Origin of the sequence: Kribbella voronezhensis (assembly GCF_004365175.1) — a bacterium.
In the GTDB taxonomy this organism is placed as follows: domain Bacteria; phylum Actinomycetota; class Actinomycetes; order Propionibacteriales; family Kribbellaceae; genus Kribbella; species Kribbella voronezhensis.
Map to the genome: position 1 here is coordinate 2,134,237 of NZ_SOCE01000001.1, position 17,297 is coordinate 2,151,533.

The 17,297-nt window shown below is 68.3% G+C and carries 17 protein-coding genes; 6 read left to right on the plus strand and 11 right to left on the minus strand.

What is annotated here, in order from left to right:
- Positions 1-50 precede the first annotated feature (50 nt).
- From EV138_RS09600 to EV138_RS09615, 4 genes are all read right to left on the minus strand, one after another.
- The gene (locus tag EV138_RS09600; protein WP_133978033.1) at positions 51-2,279 is read right to left on the minus strand and encodes a T9SS type B sorting domain-containing protein; all 2,229 of its coding nucleotides are present in this window, start codon (positions 2,277-2,279) and stop codon (positions 51-53) included.
- 76 nt (positions 2,280-2,355) lie between these two features.
- A complete protein-coding gene (gene ku / locus EV138_RS09605) occupies positions 2,356-3,300 on the minus strand; it encodes a non-homologous end joining protein Ku (protein ID WP_133978034.1) in 945 nt (314 codons plus the stop codon).
- Positions 3,301-3,326: 26 nt separating this feature from the next.
- Positions 3,327-3,848 carry a DUF6912 family protein gene (locus EV138_RS09610; protein WP_133978035.1) on the minus strand — a complete coding sequence of 174 codons (522 nt, stop codon included), beginning with the start codon at positions 3,846-3,848 and terminating at the stop codon, positions 3,327-3,329.
- Positions 3,845-5,308, minus strand: coding sequence for a WS/DGAT/MGAT family O-acyltransferase (locus tag EV138_RS09615; protein WP_133978036.1), 1,464 nt, complete (start codon positions 5,306-5,308; stop codon positions 3,845-3,847). Before EV138_RS09615 ends, EV138_RS09610 begins: the two co-directional genes overlap by 4 nt.
- 255 nt (positions 5,309-5,563) lie before the next feature.
- Between EV138_RS09615 and EV138_RS09620 the strand changes: the two genes are divergently transcribed.
- Together EV138_RS09620 and EV138_RS09625 are read left to right on the plus strand one after the other, a co-directional pair.
- Complete coding sequence (locus tag EV138_RS09620; protein WP_133978037.1) at positions 5,564-6,055, plus strand: cupredoxin domain-containing protein; 492 nt, start codon at positions 5,564-5,566, stop codon at positions 6,053-6,055.
- 9 nt (positions 6,056-6,064) lie between these two features.
- Positions 6,065-7,390 (plus strand): hypothetical protein, encoded by a 1,326-nt coding sequence (locus EV138_RS09625; protein WP_133978038.1) that lies wholly within the window; start codon positions 6,065-6,067, stop codon positions 7,388-7,390.
- On the opposite strand, the gene EV138_RS09630 is transcribed toward EV138_RS09625, so the two are convergent.
- The 6 genes from EV138_RS09630 to EV138_RS09655 form a co-directional block, all read right to left on the minus strand.
- Positions 7,387-7,641, minus strand: coding sequence for a hypothetical protein (locus EV138_RS09630; protein WP_133978039.1), 255 nt, complete (start codon positions 7,639-7,641; stop codon positions 7,387-7,389). The two genes, EV138_RS09625 and EV138_RS09630, sit on opposite strands and share 4 nt — an antisense overlap.
- Complete coding sequence (locus tag EV138_RS09635) at positions 7,634-8,869, minus strand: glycosyltransferase 87 family protein (RefSeq protein ID WP_238158040.1); 1,236 nt, start codon at positions 8,867-8,869, stop codon at positions 7,634-7,636. The genes EV138_RS09630 and EV138_RS09635 overlap by 8 nt, the downstream gene beginning before the upstream one ends.
- 2 nt (positions 8,870-8,871) lie before the next feature.
- Positions 8,872-9,528: an HAD family hydrolase gene (locus EV138_RS09640; RefSeq protein ID WP_133978041.1), complete on the minus strand. Its 657-nt coding sequence runs from the start codon at positions 9,526-9,528 to the stop codon at positions 8,872-8,874.
- A gap of 90 nt (positions 9,529-9,618) precedes the next feature.
- Positions 9,619-10,407, minus strand: coding sequence for a DUF4097 family beta strand repeat-containing protein (locus tag EV138_RS09645; RefSeq protein ID WP_133978042.1), 789 nt, complete (start codon positions 10,405-10,407; stop codon positions 9,619-9,621).
- Positions 10,408-10,527: 120 nt separating this feature from the next.
- Positions 10,528-11,796: a CpaE/TadZ family protein gene (locus EV138_RS09650; protein WP_133978043.1), complete on the minus strand. Its 1,269-nt coding sequence runs from the start codon at positions 11,794-11,796 to the stop codon at positions 10,528-10,530.
- Positions 11,796-12,458 carry an SAF domain-containing protein gene (locus tag EV138_RS09655; protein ID WP_133978044.1) on the minus strand — a complete coding sequence of 221 codons (663 nt, stop codon included), beginning with the start codon at positions 12,456-12,458 and terminating at the stop codon, positions 11,796-11,798. The genes EV138_RS09650 and EV138_RS09655 overlap by 1 nt, the downstream gene beginning before the upstream one ends.
- A 190-nt stretch (positions 12,459-12,648) precedes the next feature.
- Between EV138_RS09655 and EV138_RS09660 the strand changes: the two genes are divergently transcribed.
- Complete coding sequence (locus EV138_RS09660; protein ID WP_133978045.1) at positions 12,649-12,897, plus strand: helix-turn-helix domain-containing protein; 249 nt, start codon at positions 12,649-12,651, stop codon at positions 12,895-12,897.
- Positions 12,898-12,988: 91 nt separating this feature from the next.
- Here the strand turns inward: EV138_RS09660 and EV138_RS09665 are convergent, their stop codons facing one another.
- Positions 12,989-13,543, minus strand: coding sequence for a hypothetical protein (locus EV138_RS09665; RefSeq protein WP_133978046.1), 555 nt, complete (start codon positions 13,541-13,543; stop codon positions 12,989-12,991).
- Between the two features lie 155 nt (positions 13,544-13,698).
- Here EV138_RS09665 and EV138_RS37615 point away from each other — a divergent pair, with 155 nt between their 5' ends.
- From EV138_RS37615 to EV138_RS09680, 3 genes are all read left to right on the plus strand, one after another.
- Positions 13,699-14,889, plus strand: coding sequence for a LysM peptidoglycan-binding domain-containing protein (locus EV138_RS37615; protein ID WP_202866680.1), 1,191 nt, complete (start codon positions 13,699-13,701; stop codon positions 14,887-14,889).
- A 1-nt stretch (position 14,890) separates the two neighbouring features.
- Positions 14,891-15,430 (plus strand): Rv3235 family protein, encoded by a 540-nt coding sequence (locus EV138_RS09675; protein WP_133978047.1) that lies wholly within the window; start codon positions 14,891-14,893, stop codon positions 15,428-15,430.
- Positions 15,431-15,885: 455 nt separating this feature from the next.
- Complete coding sequence (locus tag EV138_RS09680; RefSeq protein WP_238158041.1) at positions 15,886-16,962, plus strand: VanW family protein; 1,077 nt, start codon at positions 15,886-15,888, stop codon at positions 16,960-16,962.
- Positions 16,963-17,297 lie beyond the last annotated feature (335 nt).

Sequence of the window (17,297 nt, forward strand, 5' to 3'; positions counted from 1 at the left end):
TCAAGGTAATTATCAACGACGCTTACACCCCTGGCACCACCGGCCCGGCGTCAGGTCACCCGGACCGTTCCCGCGATCGGATGAGTAGCGTTGGTCCACCACCGCAGCGACCCGTCCGCGTCACTCCCCGTCAACGTCCACGAATACGTCCCTTTCGGCACGAGATGCCCCGCCGAGTCGAGCCCGTTCCAGCCGGGGCGCGCCGATCCCACGCTGGTCGGACAGGTGAGGACGCGGCGCACCGTAGTACCGGACCTGATCGTCAACAGGCACGTCGTGAGCGCCTTGCTGATCCCGAACTCCGGCCGCCAGCTACCGGTTGCCGGATGGAAAGAAGTGGGCCCGATGGCGTTGCCCAGGAAGCGCGGCGCCGCAACGAAGGCCGAGTTCGGCCCGATCCGCGCCACGTCGTCAGCCCCGACCCAGCCCAAGGTCTCGTCGTGGACGTCGAACCTGGCGTTCGCCTTGACCGGACCGACGACCCCGGTCGCCGTCGTGCCGAGCCGAAGGACCTTGAGCGTTCCGCTCTCGGGGTAGTTGCCGACGTAGTCGTCGAACACCACATGTCCCCCGGAGAGCGAGATGTGCAGCGTGCTCGTGGTGGTGATCTTGATCGCGGCCGCCTTGGTAGCCATGTTGCGGAAGGCAACGGTCGACGGTGCGCAGTAGTTGCTGGTGCCGGACACACAAGTCGACCAGGCGACGTAGTCGTCGTGCACGGCGATGTTGGTCACTGCCGGACCGCCCGCCGCCTTCACCTGGATGAGCGCGTTGCTCGACAGATCACGCCGCCAGATGGCGTTCGAGTTGTCGGCGTACGCAAGGTAACTCCCCCACAGCGAGGCAGGTTTCTCAGGCACTGGTCCGGTCAGCTGACTACTCGTACCGGTGGCAAGGTTGTAGACCATAGGCACTGCCGCCCGGTAGTCGGGCCAGCAAGCCGCTAGGTCGCACGCCTCGCCGTCGTACGCCATCCGCGACCACAGCAGCCGGCTGCCCGACAACTCCAGGTAGGAGCCGACGATCGCCGTCTTCGTCTCGCCGTCGAACACGCGGGTCTTGACCCCGTCGTCGGTGACCAGCCAGAGATCGCCCCCGTTGTCCACGTACGCCGTACGCCGGCCGTCCCGGGACAGCTGCTGTTGCCAGCGCGACCCGGACTGAGCGAGCCGTAGCTGGCTCCCGAGGGCGATCGTGGACCCGGACTTGGTGTACGTCCTGCGGTTCACCGAGGGTGCCGCGAGCTGGCTGTCCACATACGCCACGCCACCGGCTCCGAGCGAGACTGCGTAGGCCAGCGGCGGCAGGTAGGGAACCGTGACGATCCGGGTCCGTGGTGTGGTCGCGTCGACCGCGAGGGCCGCATCGATCGCGTCCGGGCTGCCGTGGGTGTCGAAGACGAATCTGGTCCCGTCGGCGGCGACCGTCACAGTCCCGCTCAGCTGGTGGTGAGTCCCGTTGGCGTCGATCGATCCGCCCGTACAGGTGTCTTGGACGCAGGAGGACCAGCCGGTGGCGCCACCCAGGATCGCGGTCGACATGATGGCGCCGTCGATGGTGTCGAGCAGGATTGTCGAGGTTCCATCGGTCTTGGCCCGGACGAGGTCGGAGCGCAGCACCGGCGCGGTGACCCGCTCGAAAGATCGCCAGGTGATCGTGGCGCCCCGCAGCGACACTGCTTCGATCCACCAGTTGGAACTGCCGGTCGGAATCTGCCGCGGGTGCTCCGGGTCGGCGTACGAGTAGTAATACAGCGCCCTGGTGCCGGTGCCGTCGAGGTCGCGACGGTCGACGTACCCGACGTCGTCGGCGGCGACCACCCGTCCCTGGTGCGGGAGCTGCGCGATGACCTCACAGCCGGAGGCACCGGCACGCACGCGCTGCCCGCCATCGTCAATCCAGCCGTCGGGGGTGACCGCGACGGACGCTCCGGACACCTCACAGGTCTGGGTGGCCGGTGTCCCGATGAGCTGGTAGCTGACTTTGGCGGAGCCGTAGTCGTCATTGATGACCACGTTTCCGCCCAGCTTGTCGAAGCCCCGGGGCACCACGTACGCCGGTGCGCCGGCCGGCTTGACGTACGTCGTCTGCTCGGCCGTGCCGCGGTCAGCCGGAACGACCTGGTACAGCACCCCGGCGGCCGACGCCCCGAAAATCTCGATGCGGGGCGGCCGGGTCGGAACCCGGTCGAGATCGAGCACCGCCCCGCTCGCCGGACCGGCCCCGCTCGCCGTCATCACCACAGCGACAACCAAACACCTGACACCGCGACGCCTCATGGCGATCACCACCCCTTGCTCTCACGATGCGTAAGAGCGGGCGGAAGTTGCGGTGATCGCTCGGGGCGAGCGAAGCTCAGGCGGACTTCTTGGCGGTTTTCTTTGCGGCGGTTTTCTTGGCGGGAGCCTTCTTGGCGGCTGCCTTCTTTGCCGGGGCTGCCTTTTTGGCGGGGGCCTTCTTGGCGGCAGGTTTTTCGTCGGTGGCGTCGCCCTTGCCGCCGCCGCCTGTGCCGCCGCCGGCGCGGCGAGCCTTGGCTGCTTCGACCGAGGCGCGGAGTGCGGCCACCAGGTCGACGACCTCGGCGCCCTCCTGCTCCTCCTCCTCGGCTTCCGGGATCGGTACGCCGGCGGCCTTCGCCTCGACGACCTGCTCGAGCGCGGTCCGGTACTCGTCGTGGTACTGGTCCGGGTCGAACTCGCCGCGCAGGGTGTCGATGTACGACTCCGCCATCGCCTTCTCCTGCTTGCGGATCTCGACGTCCTCCGACGGCGCGGCGAACGAGGAGTCGCGGACCTCGTCCGGCCACAGCATCACCTGCAGGACGAGCACGTTGTCGTGCGTACGCAGCAGACCCAGCGATTCCCGCGAGCGCAGTGCCACCTTGACCAGCGCATACAGCTCGGAGCCTTCGAGCGCGTCGCGCAGCAGCACGTACGGCTTGGCGCCGGGGCCACCGTCGGCGGCCAGGTAGTACGACTTGCCCAGGTAGAGCGGGTCGACCTGGTCGGCCGGCACGAACTCCAGGACGTCGATGACCTTCTTGCTGGACAGCGGCAGGTCGGCGAAGTCCTCCGGCTCGAGCACCACCATCCGGCCGTCGGCCATCTCGTAACCCTTGCCGATGTCGGAGTACGGCACCTCCTCGCCGCACTCGGAGCAGACCCGCTTGTACCGGATCCGGCCGCCGTCGGCGACATGCACCTGACGGAACGAGATGTCCTTCTCCTCGGTCGCGGAGAACACCTTGATCGGGATCGTCACCATCCCGAACGAGATGGCACCCTTCCAGATCGCCTGCATCGCCATCAGCTCCCTAGCTCAGCCCGTCAAGCCTTCGTTCCCCGCGGTCCCTCGGCGGCCAGCAGATCCGGGATCTCCTGCGTCGCGTACCACAGCAGGTCTTCACCCTCGCACGAGTCGAGGGCGAAAACAGCGTCCTCGTCGCCGTTTCGGGCGGCTTCCCACAGCTCCGCCGCCTTGCCGACCACGTCGGTGGCCCTGGTCGCGTCGAGGTGCACCGCCGCGACCGCGGTCCACGGCACCACCACGTGCAGCTCCAACTGGGCGTCGCCGAGCTCCATCGTGCCGTTGGCCGGCGGGATCGCGCTCACCTCACACGCCACCACCACACGCCGCCGTGGTGCGTTCGGATCCGCCGCGAGCAGGCCGACCGACGCGCGGGCCGCCTGCGCCATCGCGGCGTACTCGAGCTCCTCGTCGTCGCCTTCGGTGTACCACTCGCGCAAGGCCGGCGTCACGGCGTACACGGTCAGTGGTGCCGGGCCGAACTCGCCCGCGTGGCAGGCGAGATCGAGGAGCGGAAACGTGCTCGGGATGTAGACCCTCATGAGCCTGCCTTCTTCGGAGTGCGAGGTTTCTTCCGGCCGCGCGCAGCACGGCTCCTGCTCCCCTTGGTGGTGTCCAGCAACTCGTCCAGCGCATCGGTGACGCACTGGGCGAAGACGACGAGGTCCGGCATCGCGGTCCGGTCCGCGTTCAGCCCGAACGAGACCTTGCCGTCGTACGACGTGACGCCCACGGACAGACCTTGCCCCGGCATCAGCGGCACTACCGGGTACGACGCCAGCATCGGCGCGCCTTGTGCGTACAGCGGGAACTGCGGCCCTGGCACGTTCGTGATCACCACGTCGTCGATCGGCCGGACGGTCGCCGTGGCGACCCGGGCGGCAAGCGCGTGCAGCGTGGTCGGCGCGAACCCGGCGATCCCGACCAGCGAGCGGGCGCTGACCGCGCGACCGGTGTCCTTGTGCACCTTGGTCTGGTAGGAGATCTGGTGCAGTCGCATGACCGGCGAGTTCTCCCCGACGGGCAGGTTCACCGTCGAGGCGATCACCCGCGAGCCGAGCGAGGTCGGCTCCTCGTCATCGTCGTCGCGGATGCTCACCGGAACCACCGCGCGTACGCCGCGGGTCGGGCTGACCGACTCGCCCCGGGTCATCATCCAGGCGCGCAGCGCGCCCGCGACGACCGCCAGGACGACGTCGTTGACCGTGCCGCCGTGCATCGCGCGGACCGTCCGGTAGTCCTCGAGCTCGGTCTGGACCGTGCTGAACCGGCGCTGCCCGGACGTCTTCACATGCAGCGAAGACTCCTGGACATGCCGTTGCGCGACCACCGAACCGACCACGTCGCCGAGCACCTCGCGGACCGAGGTCGATCCGGTCAGGCTGGCCATCTCGGCGCGCGCCAGCTCCAGCACCGCGGCCGGATGACGGGTCGCGTCGGCGAACACACCGGCGAGCAGCTCGAGCGCGGACGGCGGATGGGCCGGCTGCCAGGTGTCGGTCGGGGTGTCGCGCGGATGCGCGGTGGAGTCGAGCACCACCTGGCCGATGTCGACCGTACTGTTGCCGTCGACAAGTGCCTGGTGCGACTTCGCGATGATCGCGAACCGGTCTCCCTGCAGGCCCTCGACCAGGTACATCTCCCACAGCGGCCGGGCCCGGTCGAGGCGTCTGGACATGATCCGGGCGACCAGCTCGAGCAACTGGGCATGTGTGCCGGGGCGGGGCAGGGCGGACCGGCGTACGTGGAAAGTCAGGTCGAAGTCCTCGTCGTCGACCCAGATCGGACCGGCGAACCGGCCCGGGACCTGCTGGATCCGCTGCCGGTACCGCGGGACGAAGGCGATCCGGTCCCGGATCAGCGCGACCAGGCTCTCGTAGTCGAAGCCGTCGTCACCGTGCACCGGCGGCTCGAAGATGTCCACCGTGCCGACGTGCATCGGCGTTGCCGCGCTCTCGGCCTTCAGAAAGGTGAGGTCCAGCGATGTCAACCGGTCCGGCATCCGGGTCCTCCCTGTCCTGGTCGTTCTTTGTGCAGTCACCCTAACCGGGTCCGCCGACAGCGGCTCGCGACCTGGCCTGCCACACTGGCTCCGCGTGGCGACTGTCGCCCTCAGCGATCGTGACAGAACCGATGGTGCATACCGGGAACACTGGACCGGGCACGTTCGTCAGGCAAGAGGGCGTGCTGCACGCCCTGACCACTGAACCGTTGTGTTGCTGTTGTCTGAATCTCTGGTGAAAGGGCCCCTCGTCTCATGCGTTCGACGCTCTCCCACGGCACCGCGCTCGCGCTCCTGCCCGCTCTCGGCATGCTCGTCCTGGCCGGCTGCGGCGGTTCCGACAGCGGTTCGAGCCCCAGCCCGTCGAACACGCCGACATCGGTCCCGACCTCCGTCCCCACCTCGGCGCCGACCTCCGCGCCGACGCCGGGTGGCCCCAAGACGGACACACCGTCGAACACCGCCGACCCGTCCCATGACCAGGCCGACGTGACCATCAACGTCACCGTTGCCAACGGCAAGGTCAGCCCGAGCGGCGCCTCCATCAAGGTGGCGGCCGGCCAGAGTGTCCTGGTCACCGCGGTCTCCGACACGGAAGAGGAACTGCATATCCACGGGTACGACAAAGAGCTCGAGCTCTCACCCGGCAAGACGGCCTCGGTCAAGTTCACCGCGAACATGAAGGGCACCTTCGAGGTCGAGACGCACAAGAGCGGCAAGCTGGTCGCCAAGCTCGTCGTCTCCTGATCCGCCGTGATGCCTCTTCTCCTGCCGCTCCACGGGATCGGCGGCCGCCAGGACCTGCCCATTCCGTTCGGCCTCGCCGTCGGTGGCGCGGCGGTGGCGATCGCGCTGTCGTTCGTCATCCTCGGCTTCGCCTGGCGCAATCCGAAGTACCGCGGCAACGCCTCCGGCAAGCCGTTGCCGGAGGCAATCACCCGGACGGTCGACTCGAGCGGGTTCCGCTGGTTCGTCCGGATCGTCGGGCTGGCCACGTTCCTGTACGCGATCGTCGCCCTGATGTTCGGTGTCGACCGGCTGACGAACCCGATCTTCGGCTTCATCTACATCCTGGTCTGGGTCGGCCTGGTACCGATCTCGCTGCTGCTCGGCCCGGTCTGGCGCACGCTGAACCCGCTCCGCACCCTGCACCTGCTGCTCTCGAAGGCGCTGCGGCAACCGCCGTCGAAGGGGCTGTTCGAACTGTCGCCGCGGCTCGGACTCTGGCCGGCCGCGCTCGGCATCTTCGCCTTCACCTGGCTCGAACTGGTCGCCCCCGACCGCGCCACGCTGCCGGTCCTGCAGGGCTGGCTCGCCCTGTACGTCGTGATCACCATGTTCGGCGCCATCCTGTTCGGGGACCGCTGGTTCTCCACCGCTGACCCGTTCGAGGTCTACGCCACCCTGATGGCCCGGTTGTCTCCGTGGGGCCGCCGTACCGACGGCGCGCTGGTGATCCGCCGCCCGCTGGAGAACCTGGACGGCCTGAAAGCACAGCCCGGCCTTGTCGGCATGGTGGCGGCACTACTCGGCTCCACGGCGTACGACGGCTTCTCCAACTCGACGGCCTGGATCGGCTGGGCGCAGAACACCGACTACTCGATGACGACCCTCGGCACGCTCGCGCTGATCTGCTTCATCCTCTTCGTGCTGGTGACGTACTCGAGTGCCACGCTGCTGGCCGGCCGGTTGTCGAGCAGCTCACGTACCTCGCTGCCGGGGTTGTTCGCGCACTCCGTCGTCCCGATCGCCTTCGGGTACGTCGTGGCGCACTACCTCACCTTGTTCATCCTCGAAGGCCAGCGGACCCTGATCTACCTCAGCGACCCGCTCAGCAACGGCGCCAACATCTTCGGCACCGGACTCCTCGGCCTCAACACCTCGATCACCAATCACAGCACGACAATCGCGGTGATCCAGGTGCTCGCGGTCGTCGGCGGTCACCTCATGGGCGTCATCTCCGCCCACGACCGAGCAGTAGCCCTCTTCCCCCGCCACAAAGCCCTAGCCGGCCAACTCCCCCTCCTGGTAGTCATGGTCGGCTACACAGTGGGCGGCCTGATCCTGCTGTTCTCTGCTTAGTACTGGGCGCCTGGCTTCGGGACGTCGTGGGCCAGGTCGTAGGAGTAGTCACCGTCGTACTCCGGTGTGGCGGTGGCGACGGCCTCGCGCTGCGCGGCGTCACGTGGAGTCTCGGCCGGGCCTCCGACGCCTGCCTCGTGCGCAAGGTCGTAGGCGAAATCATGGCCGAGGTCCGGAGCGGGCTCCTTGACCACCTCTGGATCCAGCCGCGGATCTGTCGCCGGGCACGGCTCGAACGCTTGATCACTCACCACTGACCCCCTCCGGTCGGTTCCGTCCAGTATGAGCCACCGCGGGTTTCGGCAGGTTGCGGCTGGTGAAGGCCAGCAGGAGAAAGGCAAGCATGCCGAGGATCAGGTGCGAGTTGCCGGGGATGGACTGCCAGAAGCTCCAGGACAGCTCGCGGTCGTCGCGGAACGGGACCCACCAGATCGAGCGCAGTACGAACAGCCCGTACCAAAGGACCCCGGTGACGACCGCCGGGTTCAGGCCCCACTGCCGGTTGACCGCGCGGATCAGGCTGACGCCGAGCGGGATGATCCACACCCAGTGGTGGCTCCACGAAACCGGCGACGCGTACAGGACGGCCAGCGCCATCACGGAGATCGCCGTCACGCGCTCGTCGGCCAGCCAGAACCGGCGCGCCAGCCACAGCACGGCGAGGCCGAAGACGGCCGACAGCACGAACCACGTCGGCTCGACCCAGGACGAGTCGTCGCCGAGCCGACTGAGGAACCCCATGAACGACTGGTTGCCGGTGTAGGCCAGCCCGCCGACCCGGTTCGCGTCGCGGATCACGACGGTCCAGTAGTGCCAGGACTGGTTCGGCACCACGGCGAACCCGATCGCCATCGTGGCCAGCAACCCCAGTACGGCGTTGCGGAAGGCGCGCCACTGCTTCGTGATCAACAAGAAGGCCAGGAACGGCAGCGGCGTCAGCTTCACCCCGATCGTCACGCCGACCCAGAACCCGCGCCACTTCGCTCCGGCCGGCCGGATCAGATCCAGCAGAATCATTGCCGTCAGCAACAGGTTGATCTGGCCGAACTGCAGCGTCTGCCAGACCGGCTCCAGCAGCAACGACGCGGCCGTCAGGGCAACGAGGATGACCACCCGCTTGCGCTCGGGGAAGTACGACCATGCCGACGCCGGCAGGCTGTTGCGCCAGATCGCGGCGATGCAAAGCACTGAGAGCGTCGTCCAGGCGACGAGCGCGACGCCCCACGGAACCGCCGCGAGCGGCAGCATCGCGATCGCCGCGAACGGCGGGTAGGTGAAGGGCAGACCCGAGCCCGCGAGCTTGGCGTCGTACAGGGATCCGCGATCGAGCAGCACCGAGCCGCCCATCCGGTACACCCGCAGGTCGATCATCCCGTCGAACAGCCCGTACGCCCAGGCGCCGAGCGCGACCAGGGCCGCGCAGACGAGGACGCCGATGACGATCCGGCGCGGATTGGCGGTTCGTACAGTGGTGGTCACGCTCACGTCAGCTCTACTCCGAACACCGATTCCAGTTCCTGCCGCGTCTGTTCGTACGACGTGTGGTGGACCGCGGTCATGCCGAGTTCGCGGGCACCGACGACGTTCGGCTCCATGTCGTCGATGAAGACGCACTCGGCCGGGGCCAGCCCGATCCGCTCGGCGGCAAGCAGGAAGATCTCCGGCTCTGGTTTGCGCAGGCCGACCTCGCCGGAGATGACGATCTCGTCGAACATCCCGTCCCAGGTTTCGCGGGGATAGGAGTTGCCCCACGAGTTCGACAACAGCGCGGTCCGGATGCCGATCGCCCTCGCCCGGCGGATCAGTGCCGACATCTGCGGCTGGTGCTCGAAGTGCGCGAACATCCGCTCGATCAGTCCTTCGGCAGGCACGTTGGTGCCGTCCTCGCGGACCAGCAGGGCGGCAAGTTTGCGCTCGAAGTCCGGTACGGCGAGCTGCCCGCGTTCCAGCGCGTGGATCGGGTTGACCTCGGCCTCGACCGGGCTGGCGCCGAGCCAGCCGACCATCGCGCGGTAGTACGCGTCGAAGTCGAGACCGTCCAGGTCAGCCCAGCGACGTAGCGCCTCGTCGAGACCGGAAGTGAGCACTCCACCCCAGTCCACCAGCAGGCCACGCGGCACAGGCTTGTCGTCAGACATGCGCGCAAGACTACTCAGGACAAACAGTCCACCTTGCCCCCGGTCAAGCGCCGCACTACGGAACCCAAGCGTCGCAATGGGCGGTGAGTGTCAGTTGTCGTAGTCGATGGTGGTGTCGCCGGAGGACGATTTGGCTCTGATTTCGCGGGCGGACGCCGGGTCGGTCTTCACGGTGGTCTGTTCGTCGCCACTGCTCGTCTTGGCGTCGACCTTGTAGGTCTCGGAGCCGTTCGGCAGGTGGATCTCGACGTCGCCCGAGCTGGTCTGCGCCTCGACTTGCTGCGGTGCCAGGTCGAAAGCCAGCTCTACATCGCCGGAGCTGCTCTGCCCGGTCACCGCGGAGGCGCTCAGGTTCTCCCCCTTGATGCTGCCGGACGACGATTTCAGCGTCACTTGACCGCCGATGTGGTCCACGGAGATGCGGCCCGACGACGTCCGCACTGTCGCGCCGCCGGACAGCTCACTGACCTTCAGATCGCCGCTGCTGCTCTCGATCGTGACCTTCAGGTCCTTCGGCACGGTGATCTCGTAGTGGGTGTCGCACCCGAAGGAGAGGAACCCGCAGCCGGTGTCCTTCAACTGCAGCTTGCCGTCGCTGTAATCCTCCTTCGGATCCGAGCCGAACAGGTTCCGGTTGTACTTCCTGCTCACGGTGACCTCGGAGACGTCACCGGTACGCAGCTCCACGTCGGCCGAGACCGCCTGGATCGTGATCGCGTTGTTCTCCACCTGGTACGAGCCGTTGCTCGTCCGGCTGTCGTCGGTGAGACCGGTCAACGCCCAGTACACCCCGCCGAGGATGAGGGCGACCGAGATCGCGATGCCGTATCTGCGCTCGGTGCTCATGGTGCCGGCCGGTCGGCCCTGGACCTCGGACATGCTTCTCCCCTGGTGCTGCGTGGTGCCGGAGCCACTGGCGGTGCGCTCCGTACCGACGGTGCTGGTGGGGTCAACCCTGGCATATCCCGGGCCACTTGTCGGTGGGGTTTACCCCCATCTTCAACTGAGGAGATCCGCCGTAACCCCGGCTGCCAACCCTTGCATCGCCTTGCGCAGCTTGCTCGATTTCGCCGCATCGGCCAGGCTGCGCCCGTGCGCCGTCGCGGCATCACAGGCCGCCTGGTCGAACGGCAGCAGCGCGGCGGCCTGCACACCGGCGTACCGGCTGAGGGCCTCGGCGACGGCGTCGGCCGGGGCGTTGCCCAGTGGGCCGGATCGGAGCCGGTTGACGACGACCCTTGGATTCGCCGAGGGCACGGCCGCGCGCAGCTCGTGGAGTGCCCTGATGAGGCGGGTCAGGCCGATCGGGTCCGCAGTACCGACGACTACGACTTCATCGGCCTCTTCGAGCGTTGCCAGAGTTGCGCCGTTGCGGCGGGGTGCGAGCGTGTCGAAGGAGATCTCCTCATCGCTCTCGATACAGAAGCCTGCGTCGACAACGGTGCATGGAGCGAGCATCCGGGCTGTGAGCCATACCGACTCGATCGCTGTCGGCCGCAGCTCGGTCCACCGATCGGCGCGGCTCAGTCCGGTCAGCACCAGGAGATGCGGGCTGAGTTGGCGTGCGTGGCGTGCGAGCACGGTGACATCGAGCGATCCGCCACCAGCTGAGCGGGCAGCAGCGGCCAGCCCGGAGGTTTCGTCGAGCATGCCGAGCTGCTGCGCCACGGTCCCGCCGTACACGTCGGCATCGGCAAGCAAGGTGGGCATCCCACGTGCCGCCAACTCCGTGGCCAACCCGACCGCGACCGTACTACGGCCTGGTGCGCCCGTTGGTCCCCAGACGGCGATCACCCGGCCGGTCCCTTCGCCGTACGGGCGGGGCGGCTCGTTCGGCGGGGTGTCGCCCTGGTACGGCACGAATCCGCCGGCGAAGTGGGAGACGGTCGCCGGTGGGCCCGACTCGACCGCGTCGACGATCGCCCGGCCGAGGTCTTCGGCACTGACGTCCGCCGGGAGAATCCGCTCGATGCCCATCCGGCTGAGGCGGTCCTCACCGCCGGCGAACTCGCCGTTGTCCGATGGATCGACCATGGCGACCACCGCGATTCGCCGGGAGTGCAGCGCGGCTACAGCGTCGGAGGTCAACCGTGGAAGGTCTTCTGCGAGCAGCACTGCCCTGGCCTGCCCGCTGGCGGCGGCTGCCATCACATCGGCGATGTCGACACATCTGCGAACGATCCGGATGCCCGGAGCGCGTTCGGCCCGGCGTACGACGTCAGCCTCCCAGGGTGCACCGGTCACCGCGAGGAGGAGCGGAACCGCCATCAGCGGCCTCGCCGGACGAGCACCGGCTCGCCTGTGCTCATCGCTGCCAGCGCGGCAGGAAGCTTGGGCAGATCCGCAGGATCGAGGCCGACCAGGACCTGCCGACGCGCGGATCCACCGGCCACGCCCTTGACCGAATCGACCTGGACCACACGGATGGTGTCCCACAGCTTCTTGGCTGGTTGCTCCGCGTCTTTGGGGACGACCCAGACATCCACCTGATCACCAGCGGCGGTGTCGCCGGGCAAGCGACCGGCCGCGATGGACAGCGGCAACTCGGTGCGGTCGTTCTCGGTCTGGGTGACGGCGGCTTCACGCGGTACGAACTCGCCTGCTCCGACTGACCTGACGATCACCAGGCCCTTCAGGTTCGCGGCTGCGTCGACGTACCGACCGGCTTCCTCGCTGGTGGTGAAGCGGACCCGGACAGAGGTGAGGTCGTCGCTGGTGAGCTTCGTGCCGGCCGGGAGATCGCGGTCGGCGGCCCAGACGGTCGTCGTGTCGTCCGCGGACGCGAGCAGCTTGGCACCCGCCAGCGCGGTGATCGCCACCAGCAGCACGCCGAGGACGAGCCTGCCGTCCTTCCACCGGGCCCGCCGGTTCCGCACGGTCGGGATCGACGGTGCGGCGAATCCGCTCCGCACCGCTGGATTGTCGGCCACTCGAACTCCCCAGTCATTCGCTGTCATCGCTTGGTCGCGCTCAGAGAGCGTCATTCTGCCGTGTCCGCCGGTTCTCCGCAGATCGTCATCCACAGCCTGCGCCGCTGTGGACAAACTGGCTCATCCGGAGGCCAACCGTGGCAAACTGAAGCAAGCAGCTCCAGTCCACTCCCTCCCGAAAGGGCGGCGCATGCCGGCACCGCGCTTCCTCCAGCTCTCCGACGTCGCGGAGGTGCTGAACATCTCCGCCAACCAGGTGTACGCACTGGTCCGCCGCGGTGACATCCCCGCGGTGAAGATCGGCGGTCGCGGTCAGTGGCGGGTGGAGTCGTCCGAGCTGGAGAAGTACATCGAGCGGCTCTACACCGAGACCAAACAATTCATCGACACCCACCCCTTCGGCGAAGAAGCCGACCTCCCCGAAGACGCCAACACCTGACCCCTTCCCTCCCCGGCGGTGTTTCGGCGGTGGACTGGGCGGTGAGCGCTGCCTCGGGTCGGCGCTGGCGGACTGGTGGCGCTGCCGCAGGTCAGCGGCGGCGTACTGCGGTGAGGGCTGTAGTGGGGACGAGGCGGGAGCTGTAGACCTCGGTACGGCGGCGGGGCGCGTCCAGGGGGTGTTCGGCGATCTCCAGGAAGTCGGCGCCGACGCGGTCGATCGTGCCGGTGATGGGGTGCGCCCCCGAGGCGGCGCTGAACAGCGTCACCGGTGAGCGGTCCCGGGCGATACCGCGGAGCAGATGGGCCAGGCCGAGCTTCGCCGCGATGGCGCCTTCGGCTGGTTCGGCCCACGGTCCGAGCCCATGCACGGAGGCCAGTGCGGTGACTGGGATCAGCCATTCCTCGTAACGCTCGGCCTCCAGCAGCAGGCAGTCCTTCCCGACCCTGCTGAGCGTGCCGGCGACCGGCTCGGCGTGAGTCAGCTCGACCCGTACGACGGTGCCGACCGCGCCCCGGAGACGGTCGAGCACCGTGATCTTGCCGACCTCCGCGCGGATCCGATCCGCCACCTCGCCGTACAGGTCGCCGTCCTGCAGCGCGTCGAACTGCGACTCCAGGTCCTCGAACAAGGCATCCAAGCGCATGACCCAAACCTACTTCATCAGCACTCTGCGTGGTCGCTCTCACCTTGCGTGACGCCCCGATCGCAGATCGGGCTTGCCAAAGCGTCGGTAGGTAGGTCTATATTGATCAAGCGGACGCAAACTCAAGCAAACTCATAGATCCGAGGGTAAAGCAGATGAACGCGATGATCCGAGGGTTCAAAGGGCTCCTCGCGCTGGCCACGCTGACTTCAGTGGGGCTTGGGTTGCGCTGGGCGACCGCTGGTTCGATCGAAGCGGCGACGACGCGGGATCTGATCTCGATGGCGGTGTTGACCGTCGGCGCGGTCGCGTGGGTCGCCTATGTCTGGCTGTTGATCGCCGTCCTCGCGACCGTTCTCGAGCAAGCACCCGGCGTCGTCGGGCGGGCCGCCGCGCAGATTGCAGCCCGGATCACCTCGCAAACCTCGCGAGCCTTGCTCCGCTCCGCGCTGGGCGTTGCTGCGGTGACCCCACTCACCATCGGAGTCGCGCACGCCACACCCACCGACAACTCCCATCCCGACTGGGCTCCCCTCGAACCCGCCTCGTCCCTCCGCCTCACCACTCCCACCGACTGGCGAGCAACCGAGAAGCCCTCAAGCGTTCGGCTGACCGACGAACCGCGCCTGGCACCCCACGCCGACCAGCGCTTCCGAGCTCTTCCCACCACAGACGCCCAAGACCACCGCACCGCCGTACCAGCCAAGCCAGCGCAACCGCGCACCTCCGAAACAACGGAGGCCGGGCAGCGCACCGACGTACCGGGAAAGCTGCCCGCGCAGCCGCGCACCTCCGAGACGGCGAGCGACTGGCGCGCGACGGAAAAGCCCTCGAGCGTGCGGCTGACTGACGAGCCCCGCCTGACAGCGGACGCCGGGCAGCACACCGTCGTACCGGGGAAGGCGCCGGCGCAACCGCGGACCTCCGAGGCGGCGGGTGACTGGCGGGCGGTCGAGAAGGCGTCGAGCGTTCGGCTGACTGGGGAAGGACGTCGGTCGGAGCAAGGCGACTCGTTGGGTGAGCGGTCGGGGCGGCCGAAGGCGGGGCGGGTTGGGGTGCCGGATCGGCCGACGGTGGGGGCTCCTACTCGCTACACCGATCTGCGGTCCGGGCATCCGGTGCGTCCTGCGACTCGGGTCGTCCAGTACGGCGACACCTTGTGGGACCTGGCCGCCGCCGAACTCGGGCCGGAGGCGACCGACGCGGCCGTCGCGGCGCTCTGGCCGCAGTGGTACGCCGCCAACCGGGCGCTGATCGGGCCCGACCCAGACCTGCTCTATCCCGGCCAGGTGCTGCGTATCCCAGCCACCAGCCATCCCGTGCCGCCAACCCACCAGGAGAAGTGACATGAGTGCCCACGCAACCCTCGCTACCGTTCATTCCCTTCCGGAAACTGATCCGCCGTCCGCCGGCCCGGCCGTCGCGGGTACGACGCACGCGGATTCCGTTCGCACCGGGCCGATGACGCAGGGCGCCTTGGCCTTGCGGTACGAGGTCGAGCTCGACGTCGTACCGGCACCGTCGTTGCGATTGGTACCGGCGGGGCCGCGGTTGCCGGATCCGCAGGCGTGGGCATCGAAGTTGGTGCAGGCGGTCGCGGAGGTCCTGGCCGGGGATCGTCCGATCTCGCAGCTGGTGCGATTCACGGACTCGATCGTCTTCGGTGAGCTGAATCGTCGGGTCCGGCTGCTCGGACTGACCACCACGGCTACCGCTCGCGGCTCGAAGGAGCGCAGCTCGATCCGCTCGGTGCACGTGTCGACCCCAGCGACCGAGGTCGCCGAAGTCGCCGCCCACGTCCGGTACGGCGAACGCTCGCGCGCGATCGCCCTCCGCCTCGAGGTCCACCGAGGCCGCTGGATCTGCACCGCCCTCCAACTCGGCTGACCCCAGCCGTTCGTCGATCCAGAGCACCTGAACCACCCCGAACCCGGGCGACTCCACCAGGTCTCCGTCCACCGACGGGCGACGGGCGCGCCGAGGCGGCTGATCGATCCACCAGGATTCCGTCGGCTCCGAGCCGGTGAACTGCTGCGGAGTCGGCTGATCGATCCACCAGGACTCGGTCGACCGGGGGCGGGTGAGCTGCTGCGGAGCGGGGTGACCGACCCACCGGGTCCCCGTCGGCCCGAGCCGGTGACTGATGCGGAGTCGGGTGAGCGGTCCGTTGAGGGCGGTCGGTTGGGGGTGGGGGAATTGATTCGAACTTTGGTTGGGGGAGGTGGCGTCATACCTGGCGCAACTCGATCGTGTGCTTGCCGTCATGTGGCTGGTACGCGGCCGGGCGTAGCGTTTGCCGGATCGATCAGGGGGATCGATCGTGTCCCGTTCCGGGGGAACGAATGACTGAGAGCATCATGATGACGAACCTGCAGGCACCCGAGGTCGGCGAGACCGCGGAACTGGGGCTGGCCGAGAAGTTGGGCCGGGCTGAGGGATCCGAGCCGGTTGCGGAGCTGAGCGCGGCCGAGCCGGCTGCGGAGTTGAGCGCGGCCGAGCCGGCTGCGGAGTTGGGCGCGGTCGAGCCGGTTGCGGAGTTGAGCGCGGCTGAACTTGCGCGGGTGTTGCCGCGGGTGGGGGCGCGGCGTTGGTCGCAGCGGATCCCGGCGCTCTATCCGGTCGCGGTCAGGTATCACCGGGCCCGGCGGCGGATCGAGTGGATGCGTTCGGACACCGCGTTCGCGCAGACGCGGCAGAGCGCGGACCTGCCCGTGCGGGTGAAGCGGCACAAGTCGCTGTTGCTCCGGCAACTCGGCGAGACCGAGATGTGGATGCAGCACAACAAGGTCACCAATCTGAAGCTCGCGTGCGCCCAGGTCGACGGTCTGGTGATCCGGCCGGGTGAGACGTTCTCCTTCAACAAGCTGGTCGGGAACGCGACCCGGCGCAAGGGATACCTGAAGGGCATGCGGCTGTCCAACGGCCAAGCGCGGCCGGGCATCGGCGGCGGCATCTGCCAACTGGCGAACTTGCTGCACTGGATGGTGCTGCACTCCCCGCTGACTGTGACGCAGCGGTCGACGCACAGCTTCGACCCGTTCCCGGACAACGGCCGTGTGCTCCCGTGGGGTGTCGGTTGCAGCATCGTCTACAACTACGTGGATCTGCAGTTCCGCAACGACACGGACCGGACGTTCCAGCTCAAGGTCGGTGTGGGCGAGCGGTACCTGGAAGGTGAGATCCTCGCCGACGAGAGCACTTCCTCGTCGTACCGCGTGTTCGCGCGGGGCGAGCGGTTCTTCCGGGCCGGTTCGGAGTACTTCCGTCGCAACGAGATCTGGCGCACCGTGATCGATCGGCGGACCGGAGCTCAGGTCCGCGACGAGCTGGTGCGGGAGAACGTTGCCTTGGTCAAGTACATCCCGACGGGTGTCAGCGTGATCGACATCGACGTCACGCAGTACCCGCCGGCGAGCTGACCGCCCGGCGCGCAGCCGGGCGACGACCTCGTACGGCGGTATCTTCTGGGACGCCTCGCGTTTCCCGGAAGGATCCCAGCATGTCGTCCCACGGCCCGACCGGCCAGCCGCCCCAGCAACCACAGCAGCCCTACCCGCAAACTGGTTGGCAAGGGCAACAACAACAGCCCAGCCCCTGGCCGGCACAAGGCGCTCCAGCACAAGGCGGCCCCGGCTACAGCGGGCCGGGGCCGAGTGGACAGGGGTACGGCGGGTCCGGCGCACCGGGGCCGGGCGGACCGGGGTACGGCGGACCCGGCGCACCGGGGCAGGGCGGACCGGGGTACGGCGGACCC